Annotated in this window: 13 protein-coding genes; 3 read left to right on the plus strand and 10 right to left on the minus strand. The window is 63.9% G+C overall.

Annotated features, from left to right (window positions below; translation table 11 throughout):
* Positions 1-707: 707 nt before the first annotated feature.
* From C2L66_RS19680 to C2L66_RS19705, 5 genes are all read right to left on the minus strand, one after another.
* Positions 708-2117, minus strand: a complete 1410-nt coding sequence (locus tag C2L66_RS19680) for an MFS transporter (RefSeq protein WP_060603588.1) — start codon at positions 2115-2117, stop codon at positions 708-710.
* Positions 2017-2346, minus strand: coding sequence for a hypothetical protein (locus C2L66_RS40710; RefSeq protein ID WP_158660359.1), 330 nt, complete (start codon positions 2344-2346; stop codon positions 2017-2019). Before C2L66_RS40710 ends, C2L66_RS19680 begins: the two co-directional genes overlap by 101 nt.
* 824 nt (positions 2347-3170) lie before the next feature.
* Positions 3171-3530 (minus strand): DUF190 domain-containing protein, encoded by a 360-nt coding sequence (locus C2L66_RS19695; RefSeq protein ID WP_233445012.1) that lies wholly within the window; start codon positions 3528-3530, stop codon positions 3171-3173.
* A gap of 17 nt (positions 3531-3547) precedes the next feature.
* The gene (locus tag C2L66_RS19700) at positions 3548-3937 is read right to left on the minus strand and encodes a hypothetical protein (RefSeq protein WP_036000954.1); all 390 of its coding nucleotides are present in this window, start codon (positions 3935-3937) and stop codon (positions 3548-3550) included.
* Between the two features lie 102 nt (positions 3938-4039).
* Positions 4040-4366 (minus strand): DUF190 domain-containing protein, encoded by a 327-nt coding sequence (locus C2L66_RS19705; protein ID WP_060606873.1) that lies wholly within the window; start codon positions 4364-4366, stop codon positions 4040-4042.
* Positions 4367-4569: 203 nt separating this feature from the next.
* On the opposite strand from C2L66_RS19705, the gene C2L66_RS19710 reads away from it, so the two are divergent.
* Entirely contained in the window at positions 4570-5391 is an 822-nt protein-coding gene (locus tag C2L66_RS19710) for a class I SAM-dependent methyltransferase (protein WP_197496884.1), read from the plus strand.
* On the opposite strand, the gene C2L66_RS19715 is transcribed toward C2L66_RS19710, so the two are convergent.
* From C2L66_RS19715 to C2L66_RS19730, 4 genes are all read right to left on the minus strand, one after another.
* Positions 5388-5969 (minus strand): TetR/AcrR family transcriptional regulator, encoded by a 582-nt coding sequence (locus C2L66_RS19715; protein ID WP_060603582.1) that lies wholly within the window; start codon positions 5967-5969, stop codon positions 5388-5390. The two genes, C2L66_RS19710 and C2L66_RS19715, sit on opposite strands and share 4 nt — an antisense overlap.
* Positions 5970-6043: 74 nt before the next feature.
* Positions 6044-7735, minus strand: coding sequence for an ATP-dependent DNA ligase (locus tag C2L66_RS19720; protein ID WP_060603579.1), 1692 nt, complete (start codon positions 7733-7735; stop codon positions 6044-6046).
* Complete coding sequence (locus C2L66_RS19725) at positions 7732-8823, minus strand: ligase-associated DNA damage response exonuclease (RefSeq protein WP_060603577.1); 1092 nt, start codon at positions 8821-8823, stop codon at positions 7732-7734. Before C2L66_RS19725 ends, C2L66_RS19720 begins: the two co-directional genes overlap by 4 nt.
* A 193-nt stretch (positions 8824-9016) precedes the next feature.
* Positions 9017-9427: a hypothetical protein gene (locus C2L66_RS19730; RefSeq protein WP_060603574.1), complete on the minus strand. Its 411-nt coding sequence runs from the start codon at positions 9425-9427 to the stop codon at positions 9017-9019.
* Positions 9428-9636: 209 nt separating this feature from the next.
* On the opposite strand from C2L66_RS19730, the gene katE reads away from it, so the two are divergent.
* Positions 9637-11739, plus strand: a complete 2103-nt coding sequence (katE, locus tag C2L66_RS19735; protein WP_060603571.1) for a catalase HPII — start codon at positions 9637-9639, stop codon at positions 11737-11739.
* 114 nt (positions 11740-11853) lie between these two features.
* On the opposite strand, the gene C2L66_RS19740 is transcribed toward katE, so the two are convergent.
* Complete coding sequence (locus C2L66_RS19740; protein ID WP_007735625.1) at positions 11854-12201, minus strand: DUF3564 family protein; 348 nt, start codon at positions 12199-12201, stop codon at positions 11854-11856.
* Positions 12202-12534: 333 nt separating this feature from the next.
* Between C2L66_RS19740 and C2L66_RS19745 the strand changes: the two genes are divergently transcribed.
* Positions 12535-13500 carry a LysR family transcriptional regulator gene (locus C2L66_RS19745; RefSeq protein ID WP_054932571.1) on the plus strand — a complete coding sequence of 322 codons (966 nt, stop codon included), beginning with the start codon at positions 12535-12537 and terminating at the stop codon, positions 13498-13500.
* The last annotated feature ends 194 nt before the right edge of the window (positions 13501-13694 follow it).

Here is a 13694-nt window from a genome sequence, read left to right on the forward strand (position 1 = left end):
CCGCCGCAAAGAAAAGTAGGCAAAAGAAAGCGGCTCACACCGCCAATTCTAGTTCTTGCCTGAGGGCCCCCAAAGGTTCTTACACTTCACACGGCAATCACGTGACTGATGTTGGTTGCCAGCGCCCTGAACAGGCGCCTCACCTGCTTCGGACACCCGTACTCGCACAAGCGGCAGCGAATGGTACGTGCCGCCCAGGTGGCAAACTGTGTGTAGGTTGTCGCACCGCAGAGCTTAGTGCTTTTACCAGAAACACCGATCTTGCTACACAGTCCGGAGTGATGCGTGTACGGCGCGAAAGCCGACACACAGTTTGCCACCTAGGCGGCGGCGGACTGTCTGGCGTGGCGTGCTGCGACGCGGGTATATGAAGCGGGTGAGGCGTACGGAGAGGGCGTTGGCAACGGAGGTGAACAGGTGCGCTGCCGTGTGAGGGGTGGGGACGTTGGGGGCCCGTGGATACGAACAAGTGCTGGCGGTGTGAGCCGCTTTCTTTTGCCTACTTTTCTTTGCGGCGGCAAAGAAAAGTAGGTGCCGCCCCGCACAGGGGCGACGCGTGAAGCGCGCTAACAATTCGCGGATGCCAGCGCAGAGGCTAAAAAACCCGAACCGCGGACGCCAGCAAAGGCAAAAGCAAAAGCAAAGGCAAAAGCAAATCGCGAATGCCAACGCAAACCCCGACCAGCGTCGCAGACACCAAAAACCCACTACTTTGTGGTGACCTCTCTCTTTCCCCTAACAATCTCATCCCCGGCATTCGCCGACAACTTCCTGGTAACAAGAATCGAAGCAAAGGAACAAAGCCCGACCACAACAAACGCGGGCCAGAAATCGGACCACTGAAGCGCAGCATGCCCATGCACACCGCGAGTAATCGATAAGACAATCCCCGCGACGGTAACCCCGAGCCCAAGAGAAATCTGCTGCACGACACTACCGAGACTAGTCGCCCGACCCACATCCCGGCTTTCAATCTCCGCATAAGTCATCGAGTTCAAACTCGTAAACTGCAAAGCAGGAAAGAACCCGCCAAGCAGCACGATGACCCATATCAACCATGTCGGCGTCCCGGGGAAAAACGCACCGCATGCCGCAATGGCGATACCTGAATACGCCGCGTTGTACATCAGCACCGTGCGAAACCCCCAGCGTCGCAAGACAGTGGCGGCAAGCGTGCGCATGAACATGCCGCCAAACGCCGAGGCACAGGTAATCAACCCCGATTCGAACGCGCTCATGCCAAGCCCTTCCTGCAGCACAAGCGGCAGCAAAAACGGCACGGCACCCAGCCCGATGCGAAACAGCGATCCACCCAGCACGCTAGCCTGAAACGTCGGCACGCGGAAAAACCGCAAATCGAGCAACGGACGCTCGACACGCCGCGCATACAGCACATAGATACCGAGCATCACAGTACCGATCACCGTCATCACGACGGCCGTCGTGCCCGTGACCAGTTCGCCGTCCGTGAGCGAAAGGCCAAGCAGAAACAGCGACGCGCCGCCCGCCGATAAAACGAAACCCACCCAGTCGAGTGGACCCGGATGCGGCTCGCGTGTGTTCTTGATGTACTTGTTGGTGAGCCAGATGCCCAGAATCCCGACGGGAATGTTGATGAAGAAGATCAGCCGCCAATGCAGGTACGTCGTGATGAAGCCGCCGAGCAGCGGCCCCGCCGCGGGTCCGAGCATCGCGGGCACGCTCAGGTAGTTCATCGCGCGTATGTACTCGGAGCGCTCTACCACGCGGAAGATGATGATCCGTCCGACCGGCACCATCATTGCGCCGCCCACGCCCTGTATGAAGCGCGCGACGGTAAATGTCGCGAGCGATGTGGACGCCGCGCACGCCAGCGAGCCGACCACGAAGATGCCGATTGCCGTGCGGAACACCGAGCGAGCGCCGAAACGGTCGGCGAGCCATCCGCAGACGGGAATGAACACGCCGAGCCCGAGCACGTAGCTGGTGACGGCGATTTTCAGCGTGACGGGATCCCGGCCGAAGGCGCGCGCCATTTCAGGCAGCGCAGTGACGATGACATTCGCATCGACGCTCTCCATGAACATCGCGCAGGCGACGATGACGGGAGCGATAAAAGCCTTGATGGCAAGCAGCACGGGCGGCGAGCGATGTAAGTGAACGTTGATTATTGCATAGCCGGTCTGTCAAAATCCATGACGTTGTGGGGGCAACTGGATTTTGATCTGTTGCTTTTGCTTTTGCTTTTGCTTTTGCTTTTGCTTTTGCTTTCGCGTTTTGCTTTTTGCTTTTTGCTTTTGGCTGGCAGGCGTCGCCACTGTGCGCTTGTTTTTGCGCTGGCATCCGCGTGACGTTAGCGTGCTTCAAGCGTTGCCCCTGTGCGGGGCGGCACCTACTTTTCTTTGCCGCCGCAAAGAAAAGTAGGCAAAAGAAAGCGGCTCACACCGCCAATTCTTGACCTTTGTCCACGGGCCCCCAACCTTCCCACGCTTCACACGGCAAGGTGTCGTTACTTGCCCGTTGCCAGCGCGTCGAAGAAACGCACCACCCACCTCATGCACCCGTACAACGACCAGCGGCAGCGAATCGCATATGCCGCCCAGGTGGCAAACTGTGTGTAGGTTGTAGCACCGCACAGCTTAGTGCTCTTACCAGAAACACCAATCTTGCTACACAGTCCGGAGTGATGCGTGTACGGCGCGAAAGCCGACACACAGTTTGCCACCTGGGCGGCGGCGGACTGTGTGGCACGGCGTGTCACGACGCGGAAGCGTGAAGCGGGTGAGGCGTACAGAGAGGGCGTTGGCAACGCACGCAAATAGATATGCTGCCGTGTGAAGTGTGGGGACGTTGGGGGCCCGTGGATAAGAACAAGGGCTGGCGGTGTGAGCCGCTTTCTTTTGCCTACTTTTCTTTGCGGCGGCAAAGAAAAGTAGGTGCCGCCCCGCACAGGGGCGACGCTTGAAGCACGGTAACGTCACGCGGATGCCAGCGAAAAACCCAAAACCCAAAACCCAAAACCCAAAACCCAAAACCCAAAACCCAAAACCCAAAACCGCGGACGGCGAGCGCAAAGCAAAAGCCCGCGCCCAGCAGTCGCAGACAAAGCCAGCCACGACCCCGCCCAAGAGCAACGCTCGCACCGCGAAATCCCCCCGGCGCATGCGGGCAAAAAAACACCCAACCCCAGATCACCTTCCGTGACGGCTGAACAGCCGACGATGACGCCCATCTGCCCCGGCATCCGCCTCATCACCCCCAATCCAACCGAACTCCACCCGCGTACGTGTAAAGAACACATGCACATTCGCCGCCCGCACGATCTCCAGCAGTCGATCCGCGTCAGCGTCGGTGGCCGCGAGGATCACCTGCTGCGGCTGGTCGCCGAGCGACAGTGCATGCGCAGCATGAAGAGCACCCGCATGCCCGACGCCCTGCGCGCAACTGATCACCGTCGCGCCGCGAATCCCAAGCCCACGCGCCTCGTGCAGCAGCCATTCGCACACGGTCTGATGACCGTGCCGCCGGTTGCGCTCAGTGCAGAAAGTCAATTGACAGCCGTTCATCGCTACGCCCGCGACGCCGAAGCCGACGGCGCCCTGGCGCCCGCATGGCTCACGTGATGCCGTGCATATTCGACCGCTTCGATCAGCACGGAGGCAATTTCACCCACGCGCTCGCGCGGTATCCGTATCTCGACCCATTCGCGCATCGCCGAGCGGCCATACGGCTGGAAGGCGAACGCACGGCCCGTGTCGACCAGCATCGCGGCGCGTTCAGCAGGCAGCTTGATGCCAATGCCGCTGCCGTACACGCAAAACGCGAGATTCGAGCCGACGAACGCAGCCGGGCAGCCGAACATCGCCCCCGCGTGCACCGTCGGGTCCTTGTCCTGAACGTAAGCGAACACCGCATCGAACAGTCCGACATCATGCAAGAGTCTTGGCTCTGTTTTCATCGCGTTTCTCCTGTCGCCCGGATTCGCGTTGCACCGCTAGCGGCCAGGGCGGTAAGCGTGTGCATCGCTGTGTGCGTCAGACGTGAATCAGATTACGCGCATTCACGGGACAGCGCTGCCGAGCACCTCGTAATCGACTGCGCAGCGCGTATAGAAAAGCGGCACGTCGCCTCGCCGCAGGCGCTCGAGCAGCGCATCGACCCGCGCGCTTTCTCCCGCGAGCGTGATGGCGACAGGCTGTTCGGCAAGCTCGACAAAGCGCGCCGCGTGATATTTGCCGTGCACGTCCACGCATTCGCTGACTTCGAACACCGTCGCGCCCTGGATGCCCGCTTGCCGCGCTTCGTCGAGTATCCAGCCGATTGTCGTCTGATGGTGCTTGCGCCGGCCGGTCGTGGCCGCGAACACGGTGAGCTGGCTGCCTTGCATGCCGACCTCCATGCGCTGCGCGCTGACGTGTGAAAACCATTATCGCGCTGTGCACGCGCGCGCGACAGTCTCGCAAGAGCGATGCCCGCCTGCGTTGCGAAGCGTCATGGCTATGGCACGAAGCGACCTCCATTGACCTCCATTCGATGCGGCAGTGCGTCATGGACACGATCATTTGCTCGCGCGTAAATGAATCGTTCACAATGAGGCTCTTCGATACGGCGAATACCGATATGACCGACCCAACGCCCCATGTGCCACATGTTCATCACGCTGCCTCGGAAGGCTATACGAAGGGCGCGGATACTTACGTCAAAGGCCGTCCCGACTATCCGCCCGAACTGGCAGGCTGGCTGAAAGGCGAGCTGGCGCTAGGCCCGGGCAAGACGGCCGTCGATCTCGGCGCGGGCACGGGCAAGTTCACGCCGCGTCTCGTCGAAACGGGCGCGAGCGTGATTGCCGTCGAACCCGTCGCGCAGATGCGCGAAAAAATCGCCGCTGCGCTGCCGCAAGTCGACGTGCGCGAGGGCACCGCGCAATGCTTGCCATTCGCCGACGCATCCATCGATGCCGTGCTGTGCGCGCAGTCGTTTCACTGGTTCGCGACGCCCGCCGCGCTTGCCGAGATTCGCCGCGTGCTGAAACCGGGCGGTCATCTCGGGCTCGTGTGGAACGTGCGCGATGCGCGCGTGCCGTGGGTCGAGCGGCTCGACGCGATCGTCAACGCGCGCGAAGGCGATGCGCCGCGCTATCACACGGGCGAGTGGCGCAAGGTATTCCCGTCCGAGGGTTTCGGCAATCTGGAAGAACGGCACATGCCGCACGGACATACAGGGTCCGTCGAAGATGTGATCGTGACGCGCGTGCACTCGACCAGCTTCATTCTCGCGTTGCCGCCCGAAGCGTGGGCGCAGGTCGAACGCGAAGTGCGCGCGCTGATCGCGTCGGAGCCGGCGCTCGCCGCGCACGATACGGTGACCGTGCCTTATGTGACGTACGCGTTCCGGTTGACGCGCGTGGGTTAGTGCTTGCGCACCAGCGCATCGACGAGTGCGAACGCCGTCTGCCGGAGTTTCTTCGGATCGCCGTAGACGCGCTCCATCACCGCGATGCCGCGCGTCGTCGTCACGATCAGGTTGGCCGCCTGCTGCGGCGGCAGCGTCAATTGCGCGCGCGCTTCTTTCGTGTCGAGCACGCTCAGGAGGGCCGCTTCGAGCGCGTCGAGCATGGTCTGCAACGCCTCGCGCGGACGCGGCGAGTCAGGTTCGAGCTCGACAGCGGTTTTCGTCGACAGGCAGCCGCGCGTGGGCGTGCCCTGCGAGATCGAGCGGATCGCGAACGTGAAGAACGACGTCAGCGCGTCATGCAGATCGGGCTTGTCGAGCGCCTTGCGCGCGTCCGCGACGAAACGCTGCGCATAGCGTTCGAACACGCGTATGAAGATCTCTTCCTTGTCGCCGTATGCGTTATACAGCGAGCCGCGCTGCACGCCCGTCGCCTCGGCGAGGTCCAGCATCGACGTGGCGCGAAAGCCTTTGCGCCAGAAGACATCCAGCGCGTGTGCGAAGGCGTCGTCTTCATTGAACTGACGAACTCCTGCCATGGTTTGCCTCGGTCCTCGAAATGCTCAAAGCCGTATTTTGACACTGTTGGCTAGAATGCACAAAAATGCGGACATCAGCGCGTGCGTTCGCGTTCGTCGATGAAACCCTTTAGCGTGGCCAGCGTGTCGGCGTCGTCGATCGGCTTGTCGGTGCGCCAGCGCAGCATGCGCGGAAAGCGCACGGCCACGCCCGATTTGTGGCGCGGACTCGCCTGAATGCCTTCGAAGCCGAGCTCGAACACGAGCGTCGGCGTGACGCTGCGCACGGGGCCGAACTTCTCGACGGTGGTCTTGCGCACGATGGCATCGACCTCGCGCATCTCCTCGTCGGTGAGGCCCGAGTACGCCTTCGCGAAGGGCACGAGCGTGCGCACGCCGTCGGCCTCGTCCCAGACGGCGAACGTGAAGTCCGTGTACAGGCTCGCGCGGCGGCCGTGGCCGCGTTGCGCGTAGATCAGCACGGCATCGACGGCGTAGGGGTCGATCTTCCACTTCCACCAGGTGCCCGACGCCTTGGTTCGCCCTACGCCATACATCGACGCGCGCTCCTTCAGCATCAGCCCTTCGACGCCGCGCGCGCGGCTCTCGTCGCGCATCGTGGCAAGCGTGTTCCAGTCGGCCGCATCGACGAGCGGCGACACGCGCAGCAGGTCTTTCGCGAGCGTGCCTGCGAGCGCCGCGCCCAGCGCATCGAGCCGGGCACGCCGTTCGTGCAGCGGCTGCATGCGCAGATCGTCGCCGTTCGCTTCGAGCAGGTCGTAGGCGAGAAAGGTGGCGGGCGATTCGGCGAGCACGCGCCTGGTCAGCGACTTGCGTGTGATGCGCGGTTGCAGTCGCGCGAACGGCAGCGGCGCGAGCGCGCCGGGGTCCCACGCGAGGATTTCACCGTCGAGCACGGTGCCGTCGGGCAGCGTCTCGCCCAGCGCGACGACTTCCGGAAAGCGGTCCGTGATCAGGTCCTCGCCGCGCGACCAGACCCATACGCGGCCATCGCGTTTCACCACTTGTGCGCGGATGCCGTCCCACTTCCATTCAGCGAACCACGATGACGGCTCGCCGAGCGTCGCGGGATCGGCCTGCAAGGGATGTGCGAGAAAAAACGGGTAAGGCAGGCCGAGTTCGCTTTCATGGCGGTTATGCGCGGCTTGCGCATCCTCGCTTGCGTCGCCGGAAGGCGCGGGCGCGATCAGGCGCAGATAGCGCGCGGCGTCGGGCGGCTGGCGCGAATCGGTCCAGCCGACCATGCGCTGCGCGATCAGCTTGTGATCGACGCCTGCGACATCGGCGAGCGCGCGCACCACGAGTTGCCGCGCCACGCCGACACGAAACCCGCCGCCGATCAGCTTCGTCAACAGAAAGCGGCCACTCCAGTCGAGTTCGTCCCAGTACGCGACGAGCCGCTCGCGCAGCGCTTCCGGCGACGCGCCCCGCAGCGTCAGGATGCGCTCCTCGATCCACTGGGTGAGGCCAAGCTCCGAGGTGCGCGCGGCGGGCGGCAAGACATGCGCGATCGTTTCCGCGAGATCGCCGACGGCCTGATACGACTCTTCGAACAGCCACTCGGGCAGGCCGGCGCGCGTGCGCGCGATGTCGGTCAGCAGGCGCGTCGGCACCGACTGGCGCGGCTTGCCGCCCGCGAGAAAATACGACGCCCACGCGGCGTCTTCGGGCGGCGCGGCGTGGAAGTAGGTGGTCAGCGCGTCGAGCTTGTCGCGCGTCGATGTCGTGGCATCGAGCGCTGTGTAGAGCGTGGCGAAGCGCTTCATGATGTTTCGGGCGTCGATACGTCGGGCGTCGATACGCCAGCGCTCATGGCAGGTTCGCCTTCGCTGGCCGCTGCTGCGTCAGCTTCGATTGCGTCGTCGCCATACTCGGTTGCGAAGGCGCCTGCTTCGAGGCCTTGCTCGCGCAGCCAGCGCACCATCGGCTCGACCTGTCCATGCGTGACGATCACGCGCTGCGCGCCCGTCGCGGCGATGGCCGTTTGCAGGCCGGGCCAGTCGGCATGATCGGACAGCACGAAGCCGCGATCGACGCCGCGCCGACGGCGCGTACCGCGCAGGCGCATCCAGCCTGACGCGAACGCGTCGCTGTATTCGCCGAAGCGCCGCAGCCACGCGCTGCCTTGCGCGGACGGCGGCGCGATCACGAGCGCCTGCCGGAACGCCTCTTTCTGCTTCGCGGGAATTTCGCTGACGAGGCGCACGGGCGGCAGCGCGACGCCCGCGGCGCGATATGCGCGATTCAACGGATCGACCGCGCCGTGACAGAAGATCGGCCCGATGCCCGCATCGATCCCCGCGAGAATGTGTTGCGCCTTGCCGAACGAATAGCAGAACAGCACGGAGGCGCGACCCGTGGCCGCGTTGTGGCGCCACCAGCTGTCGATGCCGTCGAACACCGTTTGCGGCGCGTCCCAGCGATAGATGGGCAGACCGAAGGTGGACTCGGTGATGAACGTATCGCAGCGCACGGGCTCGAACGGCGCGCAAGTGGGATCGGCGTCGAGCTTGTAGTCGCCGGATGCGACCCACACTTCGCCGCGATATTCGACGCGCACCTGCGCCGAGCCCAGCACATGCCCCGCCGGATGCAGCGACACGGCGACGCCATTGATCGTGATGCGCTCGCCATATGAGAGCGTCTGCAACGCGATGCCCGGCAGCCGCGATTGCAGCACGAGGGCGCCGGGTTCAGCGGCGAGATAGCGGCGATGCCCAAAGCGTGCGTGATCGGCATGGGCATGCGTGATGACCGCGCGCTCGACAGGCCGCCACGGATCGATATGGAAGTCGCCTGGCGGGCAGTACAGGCCTTCGGGACGCGCGACGATCAGGTCTGTCTGTTGGCTCAAGGCTTGTCTCCGCAAAGGAACAGGCGGTGTCGGCAGGCGTGCGCCCGTGCATCAATGGACTCGCGCGACGCGGCGGAAGTTCATCGCGCGCGTCGACGCAAGCGGGCGCGGCAAACGGCAAACGCGAAGCGCCCCGGCGTCGGGACGACGCCGGGGCGCGTGACAGCCGCCGTTTCCTATGACCCGAAGGGCATTACTGTCCGCCCTGGTTCGTGCCGTTCGTGCCCGGCTGCGTCGTGCCGTTCTGCTGCATGGTGCCTCGTTGCTGCATGGTGCCGTTGTGCGAACGGTTCATGCCTGCGCTGTTCGGCGTCGAACCCGTGCCTGTGCCCGTGCCGCCGCCTGTCGCAGTCGTGCCCGGCGTGCCGTAGCCGCTGTCGTTGGTGCTGCCGCGCTGCATGCGGTTCACGCCCGCGCCGGGCGTTGCCACGCCGCCTGCGCCGCCCGCGTTGCCGCCGCCCGCGCCCACACCGTTGCCGGACGAACCGCCGCCCGCGCCGTTACCGCCGCCAGCAGCGCCGCCGCCTGCTCCTTGCGCATAGACACCGCCAGACAAAGCCATGACCAGGGCAGTAGCAAGTACCTTCTTCATCGCGCGTTTCATGGTCGAACCTCCCAGATGGTTTGATCGTCACGAGTCGGTGCTGTTGGCCCGCCCGTGCATGCATTAGCGCAAACCCCGTGCCCCGCTAGCTGCGCGGCCGACTCGTCGTGAGTCACTTCCGTCTGGAACGGTGCTTGCGTAGAACCATCGACGACACAGGCGCAGACGCCCCACGCGTCGCGCGGCTTTCACGCAAAGGAGTTCCATAGATGGCAAACAGGCAGCGTAACCAGCAACCTTCCGCGCCGGCGGAAGATCTCAAGTCGAAGGATCTCGAACGCTCTCGCGTGCGTCCGCAAAACGAAGCGCTGCGCACGAACCAGGGCGTGAAGATCGCGGATAACCAGAACACGTTGCGCGCGGGTCCGCGCGGTCCGTCGTTGCTGGAAGATTTCATCATGCGTGAAAAGATCACGCACTTCGACCATGAGCGTATTCCCGAGCGCATTGTGCATGCGCGCGGCTCGGCCGCACACGGCGTGTTTCAGGTATACGAACCGATGGCCGAATACACCAAGGCTGCCTTTCTACAGGACCCATCGGTGCAAACGCCCGTGTACGTGCGCTTTTCCACCGTGCAGGGCCCGCGCGGTTCCGCCGATACCGTGCGCGACGTGCGCGGTTTCGCGACGAAGTTCTACACGTCGGAAGGCAATTACGACCTGGTGGGCAACAACATGCCGGTGTTCTTCATTCAGGATGCGATCAAGTTTCCGGACTTCGTGCATGCCGTGAAGCCCGAAGCGCCGAACGAAATGCCGACGGGCGCTTCGGCGCACGACACGTTCTGGGACTTCGTGTCGCTCGTTCCCGAGGCCACGCACATGGTGTTGTGGACCATGTCGGACCGGGCGATCCCGCGCAGCCTGCGCACCATGGAAGGCTTCGGCGTGCATACGTTCCGCTTCATCAACGCGCAGGGCAAGATGCGGTTCGTGAAGTTCCACTGGCGGCCCGTGCTCGGCTCGTATTCGCTGCTGTGGGACGAAGCGCAAAAGCTCGCGGGCAAGGACCCGGATTTTCACCGGCGCGATCTGTGGGAAGCGATCGAACGCGGCGACTATCCGGAATTCGAACTGGGCGTGCAGATCATCGAAGAGAAAGATCAGGATTCGTTCGGCTTCGATCTGCTCGACCCGACCAAGCTCGTGCCAGAAGAAATCGTGCCCGTGAAGATCATCGGCAAGATGACGTTGAACCGCAATCCCGACAACTTCTTCGCCGAAACCGAGCAGGTCGCGTTCCATCCGGGTCACGTCGTGCCGGGCATCGATTTCAGCAACGACCCGCTGCTGCAAGGGCGGTTGTTCTCGTACACGGACACGCAGATCAGCCGGCTTGGCGGCCCGAATTTCCATGAGATTCCCATCAATCGGCCCGTCAGCCCGAACGTCAACAATCAGCGCGACGGCATGCACAGGCAGACGATCAACGTCGGCCAGGCTTCGTACGAGCCGAATTCAGTGAGCGACGCGTGGCCGAAGGAGACCGATCCCGCTGCGAAGGATGGCGGCTTCGAGAGCTACGCGGAGCCGATGGAAGGCACGAAGATCCGCGTGCGCAGCGAGTCGTTCGCCGATCATTTCTCGCAGGCTGCACTGTTCTATCAAAGCATGAGCGACGTCGAGAAAGAGCATATCGCGCTCGCATATCAGTTCGAGCTGGGCAAGGTGACCAGGCCGGAGATCCGCGCGCGCGTGGTCAATGAGATTCTCGCGAACTTCGACGCGGGCCTCGCGGCGACAGTGGCCGAAGGCCTCGGCCTGCCGAAGCCCGGCAAAGGCGCGCGGGCAGCCGGCAAGCAAAAGCCTTCGCCGGCGTTGAGCCTGCTGAACCGCGGCGTGCCCGGCGTCAAGACACGCAAGATCGCGGTGCTCGCGGCGCCGGGCAGCGATGGCGCCGCCATCAAGAGCGTGCAGGCGGCGCTGAAGTCGCAGGGCGCGACGCCGTTGCTGGTCGCGCCGACACTCGCGCCCATCGACGGCATGAACCCCGATGCGACGATCTCCGGCATGCCGTCGATCATGTTCGACGGCGTGGTGGTCGTGGGCGGCGCGCAGGGCGCGAAAGCGCTCGCACAGTCGGGCGACGCGCGCCACTTCGTGCTCGAGGCGTTTCGGCATCTGAAGGCGATCGCGGCAACGGGCGCGGGCAAGGACGTGCTGAGCGCGTCGCATCTGCCCGAGAAAGGCGAGGGCGTGTTCATCGGTGACGACGGCAAGGTCGAGGCGGTGTTGAAGCCGTTCATCGAAGCGGTGGGTCAGCATCGCGTGTGGGGGCGCCGGCAGATGGCGGAGAGCGTGCCAGCCTGAAGAAAGCGTCCACCGCTCAGGCGTGGAAATGCCGTTGCTGCAGCCTGCAGCAACGGCGTTTTTATCGAACGAGAGGCGACGGCGGCTAAGGGCTAAGGGGCTAAGGGCCAGGGCCTAACGGCGCATCGAAGGCGAGCCCTCGCGCTCGACGGCCTGCAAGCGCCAGAACCCCGCGACGGCGTCGGGCCGCGAGTGCGAGATCCACGTCGCCTGGCCTTGCGCCGACGTCATGTTGCCGTGCCGGTCGACGCGCACGCCATACAGCGTGACGAGCGGTGCTTCACTGCCGCGCGCGCACAGCGACATGACGTGTCCGTCCTCGCGTACCTCGCCCGACGACGGCAGCTCGACACCGCGTCGGTCCTGCGAGGTCCACGCGTGATTGATCGTGTCGAGCCACAACACCGCGTAGTCGTGATTGACGGTCGGGTCGGATGTATTGATGAGAATCGACAGACGCATGAAGCCTCCATGTCCGCATGATGGCAGCCGCCGGGGCCGCGCGGCCGGCCAATGGCTGTCGCCAGATAAAGCAACGCCTGTTCCAGGTTTTGGGATTCGCCCGCGTTCGCGGTGCAGCAAGGCCCGTCGTCGGAACGCGTGTTGTTGCGCCGCACGGTGTTCTGTACAAACTGCACGGTGACGTTGCCGTTTTTACGCGGCATCCTGATTCGCGGCGCATCGCGATGCCGCGTGCGAAAAAACGTACACTCATCGTATTAGCGGAAACGGCCTTCTTCATGCGGCGCAGCAGAGAACGGTCCGTCATTCAGCAGTCGTTGCACAGGAGACAGCATGGATCTGTTCATGTCGATGGAGGCGTTCGTGCGGGCCGCCGAGGCCCAGAGCTTCGCGAGTGCCGCGCGCCAGCTGGGCGTGGCGAAATCCGTCGTCACGTCGCGCGTGAAGCAGCTCGAAGAGCACTTCGGCGTGCCGCTCTTTCATCGTTCGACGCGCGCGGTGCGTCTGTCGGAGATCGGCGAGACCTATTACCGGGAATGCGCCGAACTCGTCAACAAGGTCCACGATCTGTCCGGCCGCTCGGTCGCCCAGCACGAGTCGCTGGCGGGCACGCTCAACGTGCATGTATTGCCGGGTTTCGCGCTCGGTCATTTCTCGCGCGCGCTGATCGAGTTTCGCGAGGCGCACCCGCGCATCGAGTTCGTCGTGACCGTCAACGACCGCGTGATCGACCCCGTGCAGGAAGGCTTCGATCTCGCGTTGCAGATCTATCCGCCCGCGTCGAATCTGCTCGTCGAACGGCGGCTCTTTCCCGTGCGCGGCGTGCTGTGCGCGGCGCCCGGCTATCTGAAGGAAGAACCCGTCATCGAAACGCCGCTCGATCTGCTGCGGCACGATTTCGCGCGTTACTCGTACTACCCGTGGGGCGACAAGTGGCCGCTGATGAAGGGCAACGAATGCTTCGAAATCGCGTTGAATCCGGTGCTGAAAACCAATAGCGTGCACTTGCTGCTCGAATTCGCGCGAGCGGGCGCAGGGGTCGTCTATCTGCCGACGATGGTCGCCGCCGCCGACCTGCTCGAACGCCGGCTGGAGCGCGTGCTGCCCGATTACGCGGCGCCGCCGCTGTGGCTGTCGGCCGTGTACCCCGCGTCGCATCGCTCGACGGCGAAGGTGAAGGCGTTCGTCGACTTCCTGCGCGGACGTTATCTGCGCGAGCCGCAATGGGACAAGGCGCTCGGCATCGCACCCGACGACGAAGATACGAAGAGCGTCGGCGAGGAACTCGCCGACCAGTGAGCGCGGCACTGCCCATGCTGCCCGCACGGCCCTTCGCGCAGGCCTGAACGACGCCGCCAGGTAATTTCCCTGGGGTCTTCGGCCCGCACCCAGCGTTCTGATTTGCCGAACCTCGGATCATTGCTGTTGCGCCTCCCGGCACTTACTCTTGCGTCCATGGAATCACGCAAGACGACAGAATCAACGCAGATTCA

The organism is Paraburkholderia caribensis, from assembly GCF_002902945.1.
In the GTDB taxonomy this organism is placed as follows: Bacteria; Pseudomonadota; Gammaproteobacteria; order Burkholderiales; family Burkholderiaceae; genus Paraburkholderia; species Paraburkholderia caribensis.

What these genes read in the sequence shown, in the direction of transcription:
- C2L66_RS19700 (WP_036000954.1), bottom strand. Translation starts at nt 3,937, where the DNA reads ATGAAAACAGAGCCAAGACTCTTGCATGATGTCGGACTGTTCGATGCG.
- C2L66_RS19705 (WP_060606873.1), bottom strand. Translation starts at nt 4,366, where the DNA reads ATGCAAGGCAGCCAGCTCACCGTGTTCGCGGCCACGACCGGCCGGCGC.
- C2L66_RS19710 (WP_197496884.1), top strand. Translation starts at nt 4,570, where the DNA reads ATGAGGCTCTTCGATACGGCGAATACCGATATGACCGACCCAACGCCC.
- C2L66_RS19715 (WP_060603582.1), bottom strand. Translation starts at nt 5,969, where the DNA reads ATGGCAGGAGTTCGTCAGTTCAATGAAGACGACGCCTTCGCACACGCG.
- C2L66_RS19720 (WP_060603579.1), bottom strand. Translation starts at nt 7,735, where the DNA reads ATGAAGCGCTTCGCCACGCTCTACACAGCGCTCGATGCCACGACATCG.
- C2L66_RS19730 (WP_060603574.1), bottom strand. Translation starts at nt 9,427, where the DNA reads ATGAAACGCGCGATGAAGAAGGTACTTGCTACTGCCCTGGTCATGGCT.
- katE (WP_060603571.1), top strand. Translation starts at nt 9,637, where the DNA reads ATGGCAAACAGGCAGCGTAACCAGCAACCTTCCGCGCCGGCGGAAGAT.
- C2L66_RS19740 (WP_007735625.1), bottom strand. Translation starts at nt 12,201, where the DNA reads ATGCGTCTGTCGATTCTCATCAATACATCCGACCCGACCGTCAATCAC.
- C2L66_RS19745 (WP_054932571.1), top strand. Translation starts at nt 12,535, where the DNA reads ATGGATCTGTTCATGTCGATGGAGGCGTTCGTGCGGGCCGCCGAGGCC.